Source organism: Pseudonocardia sp. 73-21 (assembly GCF_001899645.1).
Taxonomy (GTDB): Bacteria; Actinomycetota; Actinomycetes; order Mycobacteriales; family Pseudonocardiaceae; genus Pseudonocardia.
Map to the genome: position 1 here is coordinate 1 of NZ_MKVV01000074.1, position 18634 is coordinate 18634.

General features: G+C 67.9%; 18 protein-coding genes. 6 read left to right on the forward strand and 12 right to left on the reverse strand.

Annotated elements, in window-relative coordinates; genetic code table 11:
* A partial coding sequence (locus BGP03_RS23230; protein ID WP_299737467.1) for a hypothetical protein occupies positions 1–649 on the forward strand: 649 nt, incomplete at its 5' end.
* A gap of 19 nt (positions 650–668) precedes the next feature.
* On the opposite strand, the gene mobF is transcribed toward BGP03_RS23230, so the two are convergent.
* From mobF to BGP03_RS23285, 10 genes are all read right to left on the reverse strand, one after another.
* Positions 669–5150 carry a MobF family relaxase gene (mobF, locus tag BGP03_RS23235; protein ID WP_298796006.1) on the reverse strand — a complete coding sequence of 1494 codons (4482 nt, stop codon included), beginning with the start codon at positions 5148–5150 and terminating at the stop codon, positions 669–671.
* Between the two features lie 280 nt (positions 5151–5430).
* On the reverse strand, positions 5431–6114 hold the full coding sequence (locus tag BGP03_RS23240; RefSeq protein ID WP_298796004.1) for a hypothetical protein: 684 nt from the start codon (positions 6112–6114) through the stop codon (positions 5431–5433).
* Positions 6111–6596, reverse strand: a complete 486-nt coding sequence (locus BGP03_RS23245) for a hypothetical protein (RefSeq protein WP_298796002.1) — start codon at positions 6594–6596, stop codon at positions 6111–6113. Before BGP03_RS23245 ends, BGP03_RS23240 begins: the two co-directional genes overlap by 4 nt.
* A gap of 66 nt (positions 6597–6662) precedes the next feature.
* Positions 6663–8744, reverse strand: a complete 2082-nt coding sequence (locus tag BGP03_RS23250; RefSeq protein ID WP_298796000.1) for a TraM recognition domain-containing protein — start codon at positions 8742–8744, stop codon at positions 6663–6665.
* Positions 8741–9418 (reverse strand): DUF2637 domain-containing protein, encoded by a 678-nt coding sequence (locus tag BGP03_RS23255; protein WP_298795998.1) that lies wholly within the window; start codon positions 9416–9418, stop codon positions 8741–8743. Before BGP03_RS23255 ends, BGP03_RS23250 begins: the two co-directional genes overlap by 4 nt.
* The gene (locus BGP03_RS23260; RefSeq protein ID WP_298795996.1) at positions 9415–9750 is read right to left on the reverse strand and encodes a hypothetical protein; all 336 of its coding nucleotides are present in this window, start codon (positions 9748–9750) and stop codon (positions 9415–9417) included. The genes BGP03_RS23255 and BGP03_RS23260 overlap by 4 nt, the downstream gene beginning before the upstream one ends.
* Positions 9747–10121 carry a hypothetical protein gene (locus tag BGP03_RS23265; protein WP_298795994.1) on the reverse strand — a complete coding sequence of 125 codons (375 nt, stop codon included), beginning with the start codon at positions 10119–10121 and terminating at the stop codon, positions 9747–9749. Before BGP03_RS23265 ends, BGP03_RS23260 begins: the two co-directional genes overlap by 4 nt.
* Positions 10121–10651: a WhiB family transcriptional regulator gene (locus BGP03_RS36040; protein WP_363094322.1), complete on the reverse strand. Its 531-nt coding sequence runs from the start codon at positions 10649–10651 to the stop codon at positions 10121–10123. Before BGP03_RS36040 ends, BGP03_RS23265 begins: the two co-directional genes overlap by 1 nt.
* A gap of 250 nt (positions 10652–10901) precedes the next feature.
* Positions 10902–11126 (reverse strand): hypothetical protein, encoded by a 225-nt coding sequence (locus BGP03_RS23280; RefSeq protein WP_298795992.1) that lies wholly within the window; start codon positions 11124–11126, stop codon positions 10902–10904.
* The gene (locus BGP03_RS23285) at positions 11123–11434 is read right to left on the reverse strand and encodes a helix-turn-helix domain-containing protein (RefSeq protein WP_298795990.1); all 312 of its coding nucleotides are present in this window, start codon (positions 11432–11434) and stop codon (positions 11123–11125) included. Before BGP03_RS23285 ends, BGP03_RS23280 begins: the two co-directional genes overlap by 4 nt.
* Before the next feature lie 193 nt (positions 11435–11627).
* Between BGP03_RS23285 and BGP03_RS23290 the strand changes: the two genes are divergently transcribed.
* On the forward strand, positions 11628–11954 hold the full coding sequence (locus BGP03_RS23290) for a helix-turn-helix transcriptional regulator (protein WP_298795988.1): 327 nt from the start codon (positions 11628–11630) through the stop codon (positions 11952–11954).
* Positions 11955–12101: 147 nt separating this feature from the next.
* Positions 12102–13484, forward strand: a complete 1383-nt coding sequence (locus BGP03_RS23295; RefSeq protein WP_298795986.1) for an XRE family transcriptional regulator — start codon at positions 12102–12104, stop codon at positions 13482–13484.
* On the opposite strand, the gene BGP03_RS23300 is transcribed toward BGP03_RS23295, so the two are convergent.
* Complete coding sequence (locus BGP03_RS23300; RefSeq protein ID WP_299737474.1) at positions 13478–14287, reverse strand: aminoglycoside phosphotransferase family protein; 810 nt, start codon at positions 14285–14287, stop codon at positions 13478–13480. The genes BGP03_RS23295 and BGP03_RS23300 overlap by 7 nt on opposite strands.
* A gap of 792 nt (positions 14288–15079) precedes the next feature.
* Between BGP03_RS23300 and BGP03_RS23305 the strand changes: the two genes are divergently transcribed.
* Genes BGP03_RS23305 through BGP03_RS23315 form a run of 3 tightly spaced genes read left to right on the forward strand, consistent with a single transcriptional unit; the run spans position 15080 to position 18197 of the window.
* Entirely contained in the window at positions 15080–15943 is an 864-nt protein-coding gene (locus BGP03_RS23305; protein ID WP_298795982.1) for a ParB/RepB/Spo0J family partition protein, read from the forward strand.
* Positions 15940–16839 (forward strand): ParB N-terminal domain-containing protein, encoded by a 900-nt coding sequence (locus BGP03_RS23310; protein ID WP_298795980.1) that lies wholly within the window; start codon positions 15940–15942, stop codon positions 16837–16839. Before BGP03_RS23305 ends, BGP03_RS23310 begins: the two co-directional genes overlap by 4 nt.
* Positions 16836–18197 carry a DNA methyltransferase gene (locus tag BGP03_RS23315; RefSeq protein WP_298795978.1) on the forward strand — a complete coding sequence of 454 codons (1362 nt, stop codon included), beginning with the start codon at positions 16836–16838 and terminating at the stop codon, positions 18195–18197. The genes BGP03_RS23310 and BGP03_RS23315 overlap by 4 nt, the downstream gene beginning before the upstream one ends.
* Positions 18198–18240: 43 nt before the next feature.
* Here the strand turns inward: BGP03_RS23315 and BGP03_RS23320 are convergent, their stop codons facing one another.
* Complete coding sequence (locus BGP03_RS23320; protein ID WP_298795975.1) at positions 18241–18633, reverse strand: hypothetical protein; 393 nt, start codon at positions 18631–18633, stop codon at positions 18241–18243.
* Position 18634: the final 1 nt, after the last annotated feature.

The window sequence follows — 18634 nt, forward strand, 5'->3', positions numbered from 1 at the left end:
GCCCGGAGATCAACTTTCCATCCACCCGGAGTTCTCGATGACCGTTGACAGCATAGAGCTCGGCCCGTACCGAGTCACCCGACGCGAGGTCGGGGTGTCAGCGGGCCTTGTCTGGCTGACTCACGGCGAGGTCTCGCCGATTACGTGGGCGACGTCCGCGGAGCGTCCAACTCGGGGTAGCTACCCGCCGAACAGGTCGGACGCTTCCCCGACCGAGTGGTGGTGTGCCGGCGTCAGCCTCGACGAGGCTCGTGCCGAGAGCTGGGTAGCGCTGTCGATGGCAGCTGGTCAGGCGCCGCCATCTGTGGACGACTGGCGCTCGCTTCGTGTCGAGCCACGGCCGGCGCAGGTCGAGGACAACACGGAGTTCGCGTACGGCGTGTGGCGGACGCTGTCGTGGCTGCTCGGCGTGCGCGAGGACTTTCCGATCTACACCTCGTGGCAGCGCGCGGCCGGGATCCCGCCTGAGCGGCCGCATCTGGACGCGCCGCTCCGCGGAGGGCAGCCGGATGAGGCCTGGCATGCCGCCGAGCGTGCGTCGCAGGAGCAGGCGCGGGCGGAGGCGCTGCACTGGTGGCGACACGTCCGGGCGCAGGTCGACGCTGCGGCCGCGCGTGAGGTGAAGGCCGGCCACGAGCAGAACTCGTAGCCAGCCCACCTCCTGCGGCTTATCGCTCCAGCGCTGGCTCCTCAACAGCGCGCTCGAACTCGTCCGACGACGAGTCGTCCCAGCGGCTCAGGTCGTGGCGGCGTGCCTCCTCTTCCGCTTCGAGCGCGGCTCGGGCCTCCTCTGCCTCTCGCCGTTGCCTTATCTCGACAAGTGCGGCCTGCGCTCCCGCAACCGCCTCGGCGGTCTCGTCGGCCGGTGGGACCCGACGACGCTGGGCAGGATGTTGCTTCTCCAGCGGGTCGGGCGTCGCGGTCTCTCGGATGTCGGGCTCGGGTCCCGAGATCGTGTCGTCGGCGCTGCGCTCGACTGGCTCGTGCTCCACGACGTCGTTCGGGTGCAGGTCGTACTCGTCGCGGACCTCGCGTGTCGTGTCGCCGTCGAGCTGCTCGGCGCGGTGGGCCTCCAGCCACTCCTGAGCCGTCACCCGGTCGTCGGGGTCGTCCGGATCGACCCCTCGCGCCCGCAGCTCGGCACGGGCACGGTCATGGATCTCGCGGGACTTGGCCGAGTGGGCGAACCATGTGCCGCGGGCGTCGTCGACCTCGTCGAGCTGGCTCAGCCGCTCGGACAGCTCCGCCGCTCGCTGCTCGGCCTCGCGGGCGGATTCCCGGAGCTGAGCGGCGTCCTCCATCGATGTGCCGGGCGCGTCGGCTCGGCTGCGCCAGATCGTCGCGTCGGCCCGCGCCTGGTCGAGCGCCTCATGCGTGGCGTCGAGTTCGGCGCCGACAAACCGAGGCGCCCACCGCTCCTCCCGCTCGTAGGCGCGGACGCGGGCGCGGAGCTGCCCGTCGGACATGCTCGCTTCCTCGTCGGTCGCGTGGAGCAGGCCGAGCTCGCGGTGCGCCGCGCGGAACAGCGCCGCCTTCTCGGCCATCGCGGGCGCCGGTGCGTCGCCCAGCGGGTCGCGGTCGTGGTCGTAGCCGACCAGCTCCCGGTAGGCGGCGGCCCAGCCCGCCCGGCGCTCCCATTCCTGGCGCGCGAGCACGTCGACGCCGCTGTCCGGCACCGGCCCCAGCGCCTCGACCGCCCACTGCGGCGCCTGCTCGGCGGTCTCGGCGCCCAGCTCGTGACGACGCTCGGTCGCAGCGTCCACACGATCCTGCAGCCACCGCCGCCACTCCTCTGGGACATCAGCCGGGACCAGTTCGGCTAGATCAGTCAGGTTCGGCGTAAGGCGACCGTGCAGGCTGTGGGTGATGCGGTGGTGCAGCACCTGCGCGGGCGATGCCGCCGACATGAGCCCGCGGTCGTCGGCCACGGCCGCCGCGAGCACAGCTTCGGCGTCGTGGCCGGCCAGCTCGGCCGTCCGGAGCAGGCGCTCGAGCGAGCCGAACGCATCGTCCGCCGAGATCGCCGCGCGGTCCCGCGGTGTCAGGGCTCCTTCGACGGTCAGGCGGTCGAGCGTGGCCGTGAGCCGTCCGGCGGTGACGTGCTGGGCCACGACGTCGATCAGCCGGTCGACGTGGGTCATCGTGGAGCGGGCGTCAATCTCGGCCTGCTCCCGCTGCGCCAGCGCCGTCCGCTCCTCGTGCTCAGCCGTCAGCGCGTCGGCGAGCACCGCCTGCGGTGACCGGATCGAGGCGGTGTTCGACTCACCCGTGTCGGCGTCCTCAGCCACAGCGCGTGTGACCACATAGAAGGTGTTCGACTCCCGTCCACGGGTTCCCGGCACGTACACGCCTGCGGCGGTCGCGCCCGAACTGGTGATGCCGTGTGAGGTGTCGACGGTGCGGCCCTGCGCGCTGTCGCGGGTGCTCGCATAGCCGAGCGAGAGGTGTTCGCGCACGTAGGACGCCGGGAGCTGCATCGGCGTGCCGAGCCGCTCGCCCCACGCGTTCCACTCGCCTTCGTCCGCCGCGTCGCGGCGGCGCTCGACGATCGGGGCGACAGTGAGCCCGCCGTCTGGCCGGAGCGCGGTGACGCGGTAGGTCTGGCGGGTGATCGGCGCGGCTGTGTTGTCCTCGAACCGGCGCAGGTGCCAGGCCAGCGAGCGGGCCTCGACGAGGTCGCCGACGCCGGCGGTCACTCCTTCCCAGTCGCGGATACCTAGCTCGACGCCGTGCTCCTCGACGTGCCCGAGCGAGACCATCTCGGCCCGCAGCTCCGAGGAGACGCGGGCCGCGGCGGCGTTCGTCCCGACCAGGAGCAGCGACTGCTTGCCGTCGAGCGAATCGGCCAAGTAGGCACGGGCCGCTGCTGCTTCGGCCTGCTCGACGGTGCCCCCGTCACGGATCCGGCCGTGCCTGGCGTACTCGTCGAGAGCGGTCGCGTCCCCGTCGCGCAGTCGTAGGGACGCCGGGCCTTCCCAGTCGTTGGTGAACCGGCGCACCTCGGCGAGGTGGTGCACGATGCCGTGCTCGACGACGTCGGCCAGCGCGCCACCGGGCCCGATCGCGGTGAGCTGTTTCGGGTCGCCCACGAGCAGCACCTTCGCCCCGGCGCGTTCGCATCGCGCGCTGATCTCCGCGAGCGTGTCGGAGTCGGCGGTACCGGCCTCGTCGACCACCACCAGGTCGTCGCGCCTCAGCCGCCACGCCTCGTCGCCACCGGGCAGCACGGACGGGCTCTCGCCACCGGAGCCGCCCGGCTGCGGGCTGTCGAGCCGGCGCTGGGCAGCGAGCCAGGACGCGACGTTGCGCGCGTCGAGCCCTTCGGCGGCCAGCACGTCGGCGGCCACCTGGTAGGGCGCGAGCCCGAACACTCGCCGTCCTGTCCCGGTGGCGCCCGCTTCGGGATCGGCGGGCGTATCCGGGTCGCCGTTGCGCCAGGCGTCGGCGATCGCCCCGACGACGAACGACTTGCCTGTGCCGGCGGCCGCCATGAGCACCTCGACCCGGGCCCCGGACGTCAGTACGCCGCGCAGCGTGGCTGCCTGGTCGGTGCCGAGCGTTACCCCGGACTCGGCGTAGCGCTGGACGAGCCGGTCGGCCACCTCGCGTGGGAGGGTCGCCGCGCCGCGAACGACCGCTGCCGCTCGGATGGCATGCTCGGCCATGTAGCGGCCCTCCGTGGTGTAGAGCGTCCCGGTCGGCGACGCGTACGGCGACTGACCGTTCGCGAGCAGCTCCGACGCCGGCAGGTTCGTCGTGCTCTCCCGAACGGTAACGGGCACCGACTGCTCGAGCGCGGTGTCGGCCAGCCCTTCCAGGAGCGCCTCGACGTCCTCCGGCGCGATCCTCAGGTTGCCCGGTAGCGCGTCCGACACGGCCCGGATGAGCGCCGACCGGGTCCAGGCCTGTTTCGAGTCCGAGACCGTGGCCAGCGCACGCTCGACGACGTCGCGCGACGACCAGTCAGCTGCCTCGCCCGCCGCTTGGGCGCGGGCGAGCACGTCGTTCGCGAGGCTGGTCAACCCGCCGACGAGGACGTCGTGGCACTGCGACGACCAGCGCGCGATCTGCTCGTCGCGGGACTCGCCGTCGTGGGACTTGCCCGCCCGGGTGGCGAGCGTGGCCTGCTGGGCGATGAAGAACCGTTCCGCCGACGTCGGCTCGCGCCCGTTGGCGTCCCGGTAGGCATTCAGGATCTCGGCGGTCTTGGCGGTGACTGCTCGTCGGCGTGACGAGAACAGGTCCATCACCCGCTGTGGGATGCCGAGGATCTCCCGGGCCTTCCCGTCCGGGCGCGTTGCGAACTCGACGCCGAGCGACCGGGTCAGGTGGGCCTCCATCACACGCTCGGCGACCGCAGCCGCGGCGGCCCGCAACGTGTGGATCGCCCGGGTGTCGAGCGTGCGCCACACCCCGTCCGAACACAGGATGCGATTCAGGATCGCCTGGTGAACGTGCAGCTGCGGGTCCTTGTCGCGGGAGTCGTGCTGCAGGAACCGGGCGGCAACGAAGTTCGCCGCGTCGATCCAGCGACCAGACCCGCCGCCGTGGTGGCCGACGCGCGAGAAGCCGGCGTTGGTCTGCATGTACTCCAGCGCCGCAGTCGCGCCGGCCATCACCGCGTCCTCGACGGCCTTGGCGTGTGCTGACCACGCCTCCGCGGCTTCGGCGTCGCCGGCCGCGAGCGCGTCGTTCGCGGCCCGTTCGAAGGAGACGCCGAGCACGGTGACGCTCTTGGGCGCGGAGAACGTCAGGTCGATGAACGACACGGCTTGGCGCGCGGACCGTTCTGCCTGAGCGAGGAGCTCGGACCGTCGTTCCGCGCCGGCGGAGGGCTCCGCAGCAACGAGTGCCTTGTAGATGTCCTCCGCGCTGCGGTACTTGCGGTGGCGGGCACCGAGCGCCGCGGCGTCGCCCCATGTCGAGCGTGCGTGCGCTGCAGGGTCCCGTGGGTCGAGCAGGTTCGTGTAGATCGCCTCCATCAGGTCGGCGTCGACCTCACCGCTCAGGCCGAGCGCCTCGGCTCCAGCGCCCCACCAGAGCCCCGGCGGCTCGCCGGTCGCGACTGCCCCGGTGTAGTAGCCCTCGCGCGCCTGCGCGACCGCCTTGGTCAGGTACCGGACGTCGTGTCCGGTCGCGATGCTCAACACGGTGCCCCCTCGCAGATGATCATGGTGAGCGACCGGAGGAGTGCCGATCGGCAGGGCCCGCCAGGGCCCGTACCGATCCCCCTCTGATCGTGATGCCTCGGTGTGCTCGGCTTGTGGATCTTGGTTGTTGTCGTGCTGGTGAGTGGTGCGTGGAGATATCTCGGGAGTGCTGGAGGTGGTGTTCGGAGATGGCGTGATGAGCGTGTGGACGGGTTGATGAGGTGGTGTCGTTCGGTTCTGCGGTGTCTCTTGGTGGTGCGGTTGCTCTTGCGGTTGGTGCTCATCGGCGGTCCCGGAAGAGGGCCTGCTGGTACGCCGTGGCTTCGGCGCGCTGCTCTTCGGTCGGCTCCGGGCCGGCGGCCCGGAGGGCGTCGAGATCGGCTCCGGCGACCCACACGGCGGCGACCAACCCGGCGTGCTGTGCGAGGGCCGGCGGCCCGGGCGGAAGCACCTCGACCGGACGGCCGTTGGTGGCGACGTGGCGACCGAGATCGCACTTCGCGAGCACCCCGCGCACCCGCCGCGCGACGCCCGGACGCTGCCGGTCGTGCCAGTCGCCGACCCGAAGCGACGAGCCGGTTTCGGCGCCGTACGCGTCCGCGTGCGCCACGCGGAGCCACCACAGCTCCTCGATCACCTCGGGGTGCCAGAGCCAGCAGGAGGACAGGAATGCGTCGGGGAACCAGAGGTAGACGCGCCAGACCCACGTCGCGAGGTCGTCGAGGTCGGCTTCGGCCTGAGCGGCGTCGTCAGCCAGGAGCCACGAGCGCACACCGGGCGGGGCGACATCGCCCGACTCGACTGGTGCCGGGTCGGTCTCCGACTCGACGAGGGCAGCCACCTGCTTCCCGAGCATGGTCACGTTGTGGTCGAGCGACTCGATCCGACGGAAGGCCCGCTCCAGGGCGCGGCCGAGCGCCTCGACGGCGTTCGTGAGCTCAGCTGGTTCGGATGGGGTGGTCACAGCTCGGCTCCTCGGGTCTCAGTGTCCGCCGGAGCGGACGTGTCATCGGCGTGCCAGAGGGCGAGCTGCTCGCGGCGCTCGGCCTCGCCCACGTCACGCCCGGAGCGGGCGACCGGGTCGGAGCTGGTCCGAGGCAGTGGGATCACTGGTGCGCCCACGGGGGTCCCCTCGGCGGTATCGGCCCGGATGGCGTCCAGATCGGCCTCGTCGAGACCCCAGGCGTGGACGGGTGTTCCCAGAGGTTCGGTAGCTGCGTCCTGGTAGCCGCGCACCGCAGCCCGCGCGTCGTCGAGGGGTCGCCCGTCGCGGGCGAGCGCCTGCGCGGCGTCCTCGGCAGACATCGTCGGACCGCTCGACAGGACCGAGCCCTCGCCACCGACCAGCCCGCGCTCGTCGGACGGCGCGATGTCGGGCCGGAAGGCACCGAGGCGACGATTGGTCAGCACGAACGGGATCGGAGCGTCATCGTCGTTGTTGGGCATGGGTCACCTCCTGTGGGAGTGGGTGGAGCGGCGGAGCCGGGTATATGTCGCCCGGCTCCGCCGCGGTCACGAGCGGTCGAGCGGGCCGGGCTGGTCGTCGCCGGGCAGCTCAGGCACCGAGAACGGCCGGTACTCCGCAGCGGCCGGTCCGAGGCCGGTGAAGCGAGCGCGGAGCGCCGTCCGGCGGGCGACGACCCAGCGCGACACCGGTCCCCGGAGCACGGCCAGCAACCAGGCGGCGATCGCACGGCCCGGGTAGCGCCACAGCGACACCACCGAGAGGCCAGCCGCGACGCCGAGCCCGCCGGCTTCGATTGGCGCAGCCCACTCCGGCAACAGGCTGGCGAAAAAGCCCGTCATGTACTGCAGCCCGAGCCACAGACCGACCGCGGCGGCCCCGAGCGCGCTGGCCTGACGGCCCACCCACCGACCAGCAACCTGCAGGACGAACATCGTCACCAGGCGCGCTCGGACGGTGATCGCGTCCGGCGCGTGGTGCGCGCGGACGTCGAACCGTCGGAACGCCTGCTCGGCTCGGCCAACCACCGGCGGGATCGTCGAGGTGAAGACCACCACGCGGCCTTGCGGAAGGGTCGCGATCTGGGCAGGCGCGAGGACCGGGACCCGCCGTGTCGAGCGGGATGCGACCCGGCCGTTGAGATCTGTGGTGACGATCGGCTCGTCGCGTTCGCCAGCGAGGGTCGACCAGTAGTTCAGGTCGTCGCGGTCGCCCGTGCCACCGAACAGCACGCGGGCTCCCGAGTTGTTGATGATGGCGCTCGCCTTCGCGTCGCCGTAGCGGTCGACGAGCTGCGCCCGGCTCTGGACGCAGGCGACGATCGACACGCCACGCCCACCCATGTCGGCCGTCCACTGGTGCAGGGGGATGGGGCAGATCAGCGCTGCCTCGTCGAGGCGGAGCGCCAGGGGCGGGTCCAGGCGCCCGCCCGGGCAGAACGCGGCGAGGCGGCGGGCCTCGCGGGCGACCCAGCCGGTCATCCCGCAGACGAGCGGAGCGACCTGGTTCTCCTCGCCACCGAGCATGAAGATCGTCCCACGCTCAGCGAGAAGCCGGCTGATGTCGAGCGGGCGCCCGCCCTCCCGCACCGGGAGTGACGCGTCACGCGCGGGGCCGTGGGTAATCCAGGCCAGGGCGGGCGCGATCGTGGACGTGATCGACGAGCGGGTGCGCTCGTTGGTCTCAATGAACTGGGTGACCGCCGACTCGAAGGCCGGCTCGGGGCTGTGGTCGTGCAGCAGCCCGATGATCTCGGCCTGGTGGCGTGGGAGGTCAGAGAGCCACTTCTGGACGTCGGCCATCGTCAGGTCACCGGCGAGCGCCGCGGCGTGCATGAGCGCGGCGAGGTTCCGGCGGCCCTGGTCGTCCCAGAACTCCCGGTCGCCACCGCCACCGTGGTAACCATGGCCGGTCGCGGCGAGCATGTCCGTCGCTCGCTCGCTGGCCGTCACCGGATCCTCGCAGCCGACGAGCGGGTCGAACGTGACCGTGGACTCGCGCCCGCCCAACCCGACCGGGTTGAAGACGTAGACCGGGCCGCGACGGGCTCGCATCGGACCGACCTGGTCCAGAAGGTCGGTCCGGGTCGACGTGGCGATGACGGCGCCCGGAGCATCGACGATCTGACCAGCGAGCCACTGCGACTTACCCATGCGGGGCCCGCCGAACACGATCACGACTTCCTCGACGGCCGCGAGGACCTGCGTGGCACCGACCCGGCACAGCTTCACCGCGACCTCGGAGACGGGCAGCTTCGCGAGCTGCGCCCAGCGGTCGCTGCGCCCCTCGAGCGCGAGTGACGGCCGCAGGGTTCCGGCGCGCCGGCGCATGGCGACCGCGCCGCGGTGACGGAAGATGTCGAGCCCGGACGCGACACCGGACTTCCGGCGGATCGCGCTGCCCCACCGCGTCACGGTCGCGGCAGTACGGGCCCACCGGTGCCACACGAACGCCGCTGCGAACAGCAGGAGCACCACGATCACAAGCGGGTTGGTGCTCCGCAGGAAGGAGGTGCCGAACAAGGTCGCGCCAGCGGCGCAGCCGAACGCCATCGGGCGAGCGCCTCGGCGCCAGGCGACGCGCGAGCCGAAGGTGAGGATTGTCGTCAGGACGAGGGCGTAGACGTTCATGCTCGTGATCCGTTCAGGTGGGGAGCGGCCTCACGGGGCTCCGCAGAAGTGGCCGGCCGCGCCCGGTCGAGAAGGCGGCGGGCCTCGTACTCGGTGATGTCCAGCTCCCGTGCCAGGCGACGTCGCCCGACGCCGGCGGCGATGAGCTGGGCGGTGCGCTCGTCCTCGACGACCAGGGGCGCGGCATCCCACAAGCGGGACACTCCGTGCTCGTCGAGCGAGTCATCGGCGTAGGCCTCGGCGGCGAGCTCGTACGGGATCGGCTGCTCGTCGAACTCGTGGACCTGCTGCGGGCGCCCGACGAGAACGGCCAGGTGGACCACGGCGCCGAGTACGGCTGGCGCCACAGCGGAGACGATCACGACGACCCACCACGCCGGCTCCAGCCGGAACGCTTCCAGCCCGTGGCCCAGCGCGTTGGCCGCGACCGACATCGTCAGCAGTGCCAGAGCGAGCGTGCGGGCGAAGGAACGCGCGGCCTGATTGGCCTGGCCGCCCAACCAGACAAGGGATCCAGCTGCGGCTCCAGCGTCGATGACCACCGGCAGCAGCCACGCGAGCTGCGCGGCGAATCCGCAGACCAGCGAAAGGTCGCGCAGCGCGGAGAACGACAGCACGGCGGCCGCAGTGGCGACCACACCCAGCAGCACGTAGAGAGTGATCCGGGAGTTCATCGGACATCACCGCCCGCCGCCGTCGCGGCGAGGCGGCGCCACTCACGCGCCGAGCAACCGCAGTCCACGGCACGTGCCCGACTCAGCGAGCGCGCCTTGATCATTGCCACGCGGTAGATGTGCGCGAGGTCGCGGGGTGCGTGATGTCGCAGAACGGCCCACCACCCGGCCTCACGCGCGTAGAGCAGCGCCAGGGCCTCCTGGATTTCCGCGGACCTTGTGGAACCGGTCGCGTCGGACTTGATGGACTGGCTGTGCAGCCACGAGATGGCTGCACCGATCTCCGCGAGCTCGCGGAGAGCCCGGCTCCTGGACGCGGCAGCGGCGCTCATGACGGGTCCTCGACGGCGATGTGGCCGATCTCGGACCAGAACCGCTGCGCGGCTTGCTCGGCGACGTCGAGATCGCGCTGGAGCAGGCCGGCCAGCCCACACGCCATGATCAGGCGCTCCGCTGGGTCGTGGCCGGGCTCGTCGTCCCTCAGCGTGCGTCGGTCGCCGTATCCGGCGATCTGGATCCGCAGCACCGCGAACAGATGGGACAGCGCCTGCAGCGTGTCGACGACCTCGCCGGTCAGGTTGTAGAAATCGGAGTGATCGGGCGTCGCCGCGCGCTGGGAGAGCGTCGCGGACCGCCAGGCGTCCGCCGCTGCAGTGGCGCGGATGATCGCGACAGGGCGCTCGTCGTTGTGCAGCGAAGTCACTAGACTCGTTGTCCTTCCGTGATTCGTGTCCTCAGCAGGGCGTTTGATCGTGAGATCTGGAGGGGAGTTGCGGTTGCCGCCGCACTCCCCTCCGCCTTGGGTTGCGCGCGGAGCCAGCGGCAGACGGTTCGGTGCGAGACCTGGCAGTGCTCCGCCACCTCGTCGACCGAGTGGCCGGCCCGAAGCGCGTTGATCCCGGCCTGCCGGTTCTCGGCCCTGGTCGTGCTGCCGGTCCGCCTGCGAAGCCGACCCTCGAACTCGGGCCGGACGTCGGGGTGGAGCCGCTGCCGCTCGAGCGCGGTGAGGCCGCCGGCGATCCCGTACGGCATCCGGCGCAGGGCCTCGTCGAGGCAGCGCTGCCGCACCGGGCACGCGGCGCAGACGGCCTTGGCCTTCCGGATCTGCTCGGTGAGCGCGGGCGCCTCGTCGTCGCTGTCCTGGATCGGGAAGAACAGCTCAGTGTCGAAGCAGCGACATGCGGCGTAGTTCCGCCAGTCCCGTCCTCCGTAGTCGGGGTTCGTGCTGGTCATGGCCTGCTCCTGAGTGATCGGGACGTCAACGGTGTGGGGCCCGGCAGTGGGTGGCGGGTGCTGTCCCCGCCGCCGCAAGAGCGCCCGGCTCGGCCCGAGAGGCTCGCCGTCCAGGGCGGCCGCAGGCCGTCGCCGCAGGCGATCGCGCAGCGACCCTTGACGGGGAGGCGGGCCGTGCGAAGCTCCGGGCCCCATGCCGCCCGCCGGAGGCGGTCCATCGGGTGCTCGTGCCCGTCGCGACTGACGCCGCTCAACCCGACGCCTTGGAGTTGGCGGGCGCCGTCAGTGGTTCCGACGCCTTCGAGACGTTGGACAGGATGTCGCCGATCGCGCCGGGCAGGCCGGAACCCATGGGCGTGCTGATGAACAGCACGAGCGCGATGAGGGAGAAGACGATCGCTCCCCCGGCCACCCGCGCCTTCGCGCAGATGAACGCGCCGAGGATCGCGAAGAAGATCAGGACGCCGATGCTCATCGCGCGCCCCCGGCGATCTGAACCGTGCTGGCGGCGATCCGTGCGATAGCCGCGGCCTGCTCGTGGCGCCACTGCCGCGTCCAGCCGACGAGGTCGACGCAGCGCCCGGTCGCGAGCACGTCGTCGACGAGACGGTCGAGGACCGCGCCCGGAACGATGTAGCGCCCGCCGATCTTGAGCCCGGGGAATGTGCCACCTCGCAGGTGCCGGTACAGGGTCGACTCGTCGAGTCGCACGATCTCGGCGGTCTCGGCCGCGGTGAAGAAGACCGGCCGGCTCACCACCGTCAGGTCATGGTCGGTGGTCACGGAGCTCTCCTCGTTCGGTCCGGTGGGCTGGGTGTGCAAGTCATGCATCGCGCTTCCCCTCCTGCGCTCAGCTACCAGTTTAACGCTCATATTGAGCTTAGATTGATAGTTAGTCAACAGCGTTCCGCGCGTGAAGTGCGCGCGGGATCGCGCTCTAGCTACGCTCGGCGCACCTCAGAAGGCTGGAGAGTGCGTGAACCAGGACTGGCCCGCCGTCGCAACGGCGCTGCGCGACCGGCTCGACGAACAGGGCATGACGATGACCGACCTTGCGGCTCGGTCCGGCGTCTCGCTGACGACCGTCCGCGAGCTGGTGCACGTGCTCAACACCCGGAAGCGCCAGCCCCGCACGCTCGCGGCGCTCTCCACCACGCTCGGATGGCCCGCCGATCACCTCGGCTCGGTCCTCCGCGGCCGAGGTGGCGAACCGGCACCGGACGAGCTGGCCACCATCCGCAGCGAGCTGGTCGACCTGCGCCGCCGTGTTGAGGCGCTGGAGAAGTCGACCGGCGAGCGGTAGTAGCACTGGCATCTCCCGCTCCTCCCGGTAGGTCGTTCGTCTGTCGTGCGGCACGGGAACCAGAGTGGATTTCTGGAACGCCCACGAACAGGGCGCACTAGGGAGCACACTTGTGCACCGGGCACACGGAACGGGGGGGTGTGTGGCGTGCCGACGAACGAACGGCTGGTCAGGCTGATGACCGAGGCCGGCTTCGTCGACGACAACGGCGATCTCTCCAGGAAGCGCTTCGCTCGCGAGGTGTCGACCGCTGCAGGCGGAAAGACCTACTCGCACACGTACGTCGCGCGCTGGCTCTCCAACGCGCGCCCCCGAGACGACGCCACCCGAGCCGCGATCCGCGAGGCCCTCGGCGTCCATCTCGGCCGTGTAGTCGCTGAGGACGAGCTCGGCTTCGCGATGCCCGATACCGCCTCGTCCGATCTCGGGCTGGCGTACCCCGATCGTCCAGAGACGGGCGTGTCGACCGTCGTCGAGCTGCTAGTCGCGGATCTGGCCGACGCGTCGGCACTCAGACGGGCACCGACGAGCTCCAGCGCATGGAACGACGCCTCATTGGCGTGGTTGGTCAGCTCGCAGAAGCCGTTCGGCGAGGCGAAGCCAGGCAAGATTGGATTGGCTGACGTCGAGCGACTTCGTGCGATGCGAACTACGTTCGACCGGCTCGATGGATCCTTCGGCGGCGACCACGCACGCGGGGCGCTGGTGCACTACCTCCGTGGCGAACTGCCTCGGCTGCTCCGAGCCGACGGACAGAGCGAGGTGCGCAAGGCGCTGTTCGTTGCCGCGGGGGAGGCAACACAGCTCGCGGCATGGATGTCCTACGACTCAGGCCGCCACGGACTCGCGCAGCGCTACTTCATCCAGGCTCTCGGCCTGGCCGACGCCGGCGGCGACCGCCTCCTCGCAGCGAGCATCCTCGACGCGATGTCGCACCAGGCGAGCTTCCTCGGCAAGTACCGCGAGTCGGCCCACATGGCCAGGGCAGCACGACTGGGCACCGAATCGGCCGGCGTCCCGATCCTCACCTCGCACTTCTACGCTATGGAGGCTCGCGCGCTCGCTCGGACCGGGGATGCAGCCGACTGCGACCGCGCCATGACCGGCGCTGTCGAGCACTTCGAACGCGCCGTTGACGGCGAAGGTCCGGAGTGGATCAGCTACTTCGACGCGTCCGAGCTGGCCGCCGAGATGGCCCACTGCAACCGCGATCTCGGCCGACCCGATCAGGCCATCGAGTACGCGACACAGGCGCTCGGCGCCGCCCCGGAGGAGAGCATCCGCAGCAACTTCTTCGTCGCGATGGTGCTCGCCGACGCCCACGTCGACCGCGGCGACATCGAGGAGGGCGTCCGCGTCGCCGAGCAAGCCTTCTCCGCCGGCGACGCCCTGCAGTCCGCTCGCTGCCAGGGCTACGTCGGCGAGTTCCGCGAACGCTTACTACGCCACCGCACGAGCCCAGTCGTCCGCGAGTTCGCATCCACCGTTCGTGGACACCACCTGTGGACGCCGCCGAGCGGCGCTCAGTAAGCGCCCCAGTCCCGACGGCTACCGCCGGTCCGGATCGCATGGATCCGCTTCGTGGCCTCCTTGGCCGCCGCCGCGTTGCCGGCCGCCTTCTTCGCAAGCCAGGACGTCATCGAGATCTCCCGCATTGCAGCGAGATCCTCGTACCCCTCCCACTGCATGATGTCCCAGCCGTAGACCTCGACGAACGTCGCGTACTCCTCGTCGGTGTGCCACCCGAACCGCTCCGCGAAGATCGCCGTCTGGATCAGGTCGTACTCACGCGGACCGATTGAGACGGAGTCGAGGTCGATGAGCACGGCCCGTCCGTCGTCGCCAAGCAGCACGTTGCCTACGTTCGCGTCGCCATGGATGACTCCGCGCTCCAGTACGAACGGCAGGCTGTCAAAGCTCTCGCGAGCCCAGCGATACCGCTTCTTCAGGAACTCGGCGTCGTCTACATCCAGTCCTTGGTAGGAGGGCAGGTGCATCGACGAATCACCGAACGGATGCGACTGTGGCAGCTCGAGGCCAGCCGGCGCCATCAACTGGTGCAGCTCGCGAATCAGCCGTGCAACTTCAGCGATCGGCGCGTAGACCTCTCCATCACACACAGACTTCCACAAAGTAACGACGCACCCGTTAACGGCAATAGGTTGCTCGATCGCTAGCGCCGGTGCGACCGACAGACCGACCGACTTAAACCACCGCGCAGCCGCTATCTGTTTATCCGCGTTGGCAAGCAGAGCAAGATCCGGTGCCACACGTGCAACAACGTTCGCTCCGAGCCGGAACACACCGTTCGAGCCCATCCGGATGAGTTCCACGGACTCGGGCTCGGACTCTGATGCAAGCCCTGAAACCAGCGCGGCACCTACTACGGCGGCTCGAGCCGATTCTTCAGTGAACATCTGGACAACAATCTTGCCGTAAATACAGCCAAACGCAGGTCACGTCACCCCGATCTTGGTTGCCGCCGTGCCGCAGCCAAGGCTACGCGGCGTCCGACAGTCGGCGGAGGTACGCACTCACACTTGTGGGACGGCGACCACCCACCGCGACAACCGGGCCTCCCGCGTCCCAGCGGGAGTGGTCGCGCACGAAGGCCAGACCCACGCTCATCTCCGCCGAGGCTGCCGCTTCCGCCCCGGCCAGTACGTCATCACGGCGCCGAACTGCTAGGCCACAACCAACCCGCATAGCATGCGTCGCACACCGCCGAGTTGACCGAAAAGTCCAGGACGCACGGCAGCGTCACGCGTGGGCGCCCACCAACATCCAGCCTTCGCGACTGACGGCACGTCGACTGCGGCTCATACATGCCCAGCCACGCGCCCTACGGCGATCGACCCGGCGCTGAGAACTCACGCTAGATGCGGCCCGACCGTGTGTACCCGAAGATGGGCTGTGGCCCGCCGTGGCCGACCAGCTACCGCCGGTGCGCAGAGTCCGCACGTCGCGCCACTGGCCTACGCTGTCGCATCACCCTGACACCCGGCGGTCGACCACACGCAGCCGGATCACCAGCCGCTACCCACCGGAACGGGGTGGCGTTGCAGTCTTGTCGTACCCCTGCGCGAGAATCACACGGAAGTTCGTTCCCGAACGCGGAGGGCCCCATGAGCATGCGTGCCGAACAGTCCCAGGGCGCGCTCTTCGACGCCAGCCCGCCAGCGCGCGACCGGCACCAGGCGCTCCGCGTCCAGTCGATCCCGGTCGCCCGGATCCGCGCCGAGGACGGCCTCGACCGCAAGCGAGACCGCGAGGGTCACCGAGAACTGCAGCGCTCGATAGAACGCTTCGGCGTACTAACGCCAATTACGGTCCGTGCGGCCGATGATGGGTCTGACGACTTCCTACTCATCAAAGGGCAAGGCCGAACACTCGCATGCCAGATACTCGGAATGGAAGAAGTTCCTGCGATCATCGTAGACAACACCTTCGCCACCGATGAAAAGGTCCAGCAGTTCCTTGTAGAGAATGTTGCACGCCTGAGGATGCGACCGGTCGATCGCGCCCTCCTCATCGCCCACGCCCGCCAAGATGGAGAAGAGACTTCCTCCGTTGCGGGTCGCTTCGGCGTTAGCGCAGCAACTGTCCGCCGACTCGAAGCCCAACTCGACGGAGCGACCAGACGCGAAGTCTCTGCGCTCAGAGACGGCACCGTCAACCTGGCACTGCACGCTGTAATAGCCCGTCATGTAGCACTCGAAGAGCGAAGCGACATTGTCGCGGAAATCGCAAAACACTCGCTCCGCACAAAAGAGGTCGACGAACTATTCAAAGCGTTAGGGTGGAGAAGGCTGGCAGATCTTGGGCCTAAATATGGCGTGGAACGTCTACTATTGATCAGCTGGGCTTGTAACGAGCTGGCCAAGATGGATAGCGACGATCCGGCGGAGCGCCTAGATCTCCTAGCCGAACGACTTCCGTTGAGCTTCTCCGCCTCCACCCCCCGAACTCGTGCGGTTACGACACCGTGAACATCACCGAGATAGCAATCGACGATTTGTCCTTGAGCGACGACCTCCGGCGATCCGGAAGTGCAAAGCAATTCGAAGACCGCCTGCGCGCATCCATTGAGGAAATCGGACTCGTCGAGCCTTTGAAAGTGGCAACGCTCCCGATGGGGGATGGCTACCTCGTCGTCGACGGTGCGCTCCGCCTCCGGGCGATCCGGCAAATTCGCCAATCTGACCCTACTCGCTTCAACAGCGTTCCAACCTATATCACCGACTATGCAAAGCGTTTCGAAATTCGCTATCAGACGGATATATACCAGGACCTCCTGCCGAGTCAGTTGGCTTCACTTGTAGAACATCTACATAAGACGGAATCAATCAAGAAGACCGATATTGCACGCTATATCGGCGTGTCGCCAACGACGCTACGCAACTACACCGGCCTGTGGCGCCTCCTGCAGCGTGGTGGACTTTTCGCGCGGATCGTTGACCTCATGGATGTCGCCGTTCTGCCGTCTTCGAACCCGTACGCTTGGCTTCGACTGACCGACACGGGACTACGCCACGTCATTGAAAAGAAGATGGCGACAGAAGAGATATCGGCAGAAATCTGGCTGGAGCACGCTACGATCGCAGCTCGTCAGGGGCATGGAACACGCTTCACGACTGGCTACGTCGAAACAGTCACAGGCGACCTAGCTGACGAATTATATCGAGAAGCTAGCGAAACGCGTGACATAAAGCGTGACTTAGGGCTCCGACGTTCCAGTTCGACAACTATTGCACTGACAGACCGGCCTTCGGCACCACGCCCAGACCGCTCCAAAGCACTGCGACGACTCGGCCGCGTCTCCAAGAACACGACTGATCCCGTGTTGCGTGCAGCCGCACTCGCCTTCGAGGACTACTTGCGATGATTAGCCGTGAGACCAATTTTTCAAACGCATTCTTTGAGATTCCTGAATCTGAATCCATAGATGGCGGAACCACGACGTCGGGTCCCCTATGGCATAGCGCCAACACCCGTTGGGGCCACTCCATGCACACCATGTGCTCGTACCACGGCATGTTTCCTGCAAAGTTGGCGCACTATTTCATTCAAGCGTACACAGAGCCCGGCGACCTCGTCGTCGATCCATTCAGCGGCCGTGGGACTGTCGCCCTTCAAGCAAGGGTTGAGCAGCGACGAACTATCTGTAACGACCTGAACCCGCTTGCGTACACGCTGTCCAGCGCAAAAGCGGCACCGCCAACGTGGGCGTCCGTGATGGAACACGTAGCGGACCTTGAAGACCAGTTTAGCCAGTCCACCACCAGCGCAGAGCCTGTCTCTCCCGACATTCAAATGCTATACCATCCGCACACACTCAAGCAGCTTTGCTACCTGCGGAATCACCTTCACACGCGCCCAATCGCTAAATGGGACGCCGCAGACTTGATGCTCGCAGGCGCCCTCGCAGGAATCATGCACGGCTCCCATCGCAGAGACGGCACATCTCAGTATCTCAGTATCAGCATGCCCAATACATTCAGCATGTCACCAACATATGTGGCAAAATTCATTGCAGAGAAGAAGCTAATCGCGCCTCGCCAAGACGTCTTTGAGCGGATCCGAGACAAGCTGGCACGTCTCTATGTCGACGCGACTGATGGACCGGAAGGTCTGACGTACTTCGACGACGCCAGCGCCTTCCTCGATGATGAGCGGATGGAGCCTCGCTCAGTATCGCTCGTTCTTACTTCTCCACCATATTTGCAAGTTGTCAACTATGGGACTGCAAACTGGATTCGCCTTTGGTTGCTCGGCGTCGACGAGGTTGGCCGGGAGAGAGGAGCAGGTCGTCGTTCTCTTGACATGCTGCTTGATCATCGGCACACCTACTCGTCATACAAGACATTCATGCGCGGCATTTTGCGAGGCATTGAACGAGTCCTCGCCCCAAACGGCGTTGCTGCAGTAGTTATCGGTGACGTGACTCAACCCGGCAAAGACCGTGTTCCCCTCGCACAGCGACTCTGGGAAGACGTTAGCGACGACACTGGGCTTCGGCTTGTCACACTCATCGAGGACCACTTGCCAATTGAGAGTAAGGTCAGTCGAATCTGGGGTGAAACGAAAGGTCAAGCCACCGATAAGGACTGCATCCTCGTGCTCGCCAGGATCGGTGAAGATGTACCAGAGATAGCACGCTCAATTGACTGGGACGAGCCATATCGCGACGGCGGGCCCGATGCCGCACACACTCGACTGAAGTCAATCCGCTCGGCCGATTAGCGCCATCGCGTTAAGTCATTTGCGCAAAGTATGACTCATGCTACTACCGTTCATCCGAATCGACGATTTTGGCCACGGATGCCGCGATCTCGCCGAGGGTCTCGTTCTCGTCTAGTCGCTTCGCAATGTCGCGAACGCCGAGCTCTGCCAACTTTTCGGCCGTCGCAAAAGGTCGGTTGATGTCGCCGACTCCAAGAATTCCAAGCAAGTCGCGAATGCTACCGTTGCTTTCGAGCGTACCTAGCGCGCTGAACTTAGTAACTTGGCCACCGGGGGCGTCGGCTGGATCAAATTCAGCGCCAACGGCATAGGCGATTGCGAATCGGTACGCATCCTGCTCGCTGCCATCGAAGTGCTTGAAAGCAATCGACTTGATCATTTCGTTTGCTTCCGGAGTTAGACCAACCTGTTGCTTGTCATCCTGCGCCTTCGTCACT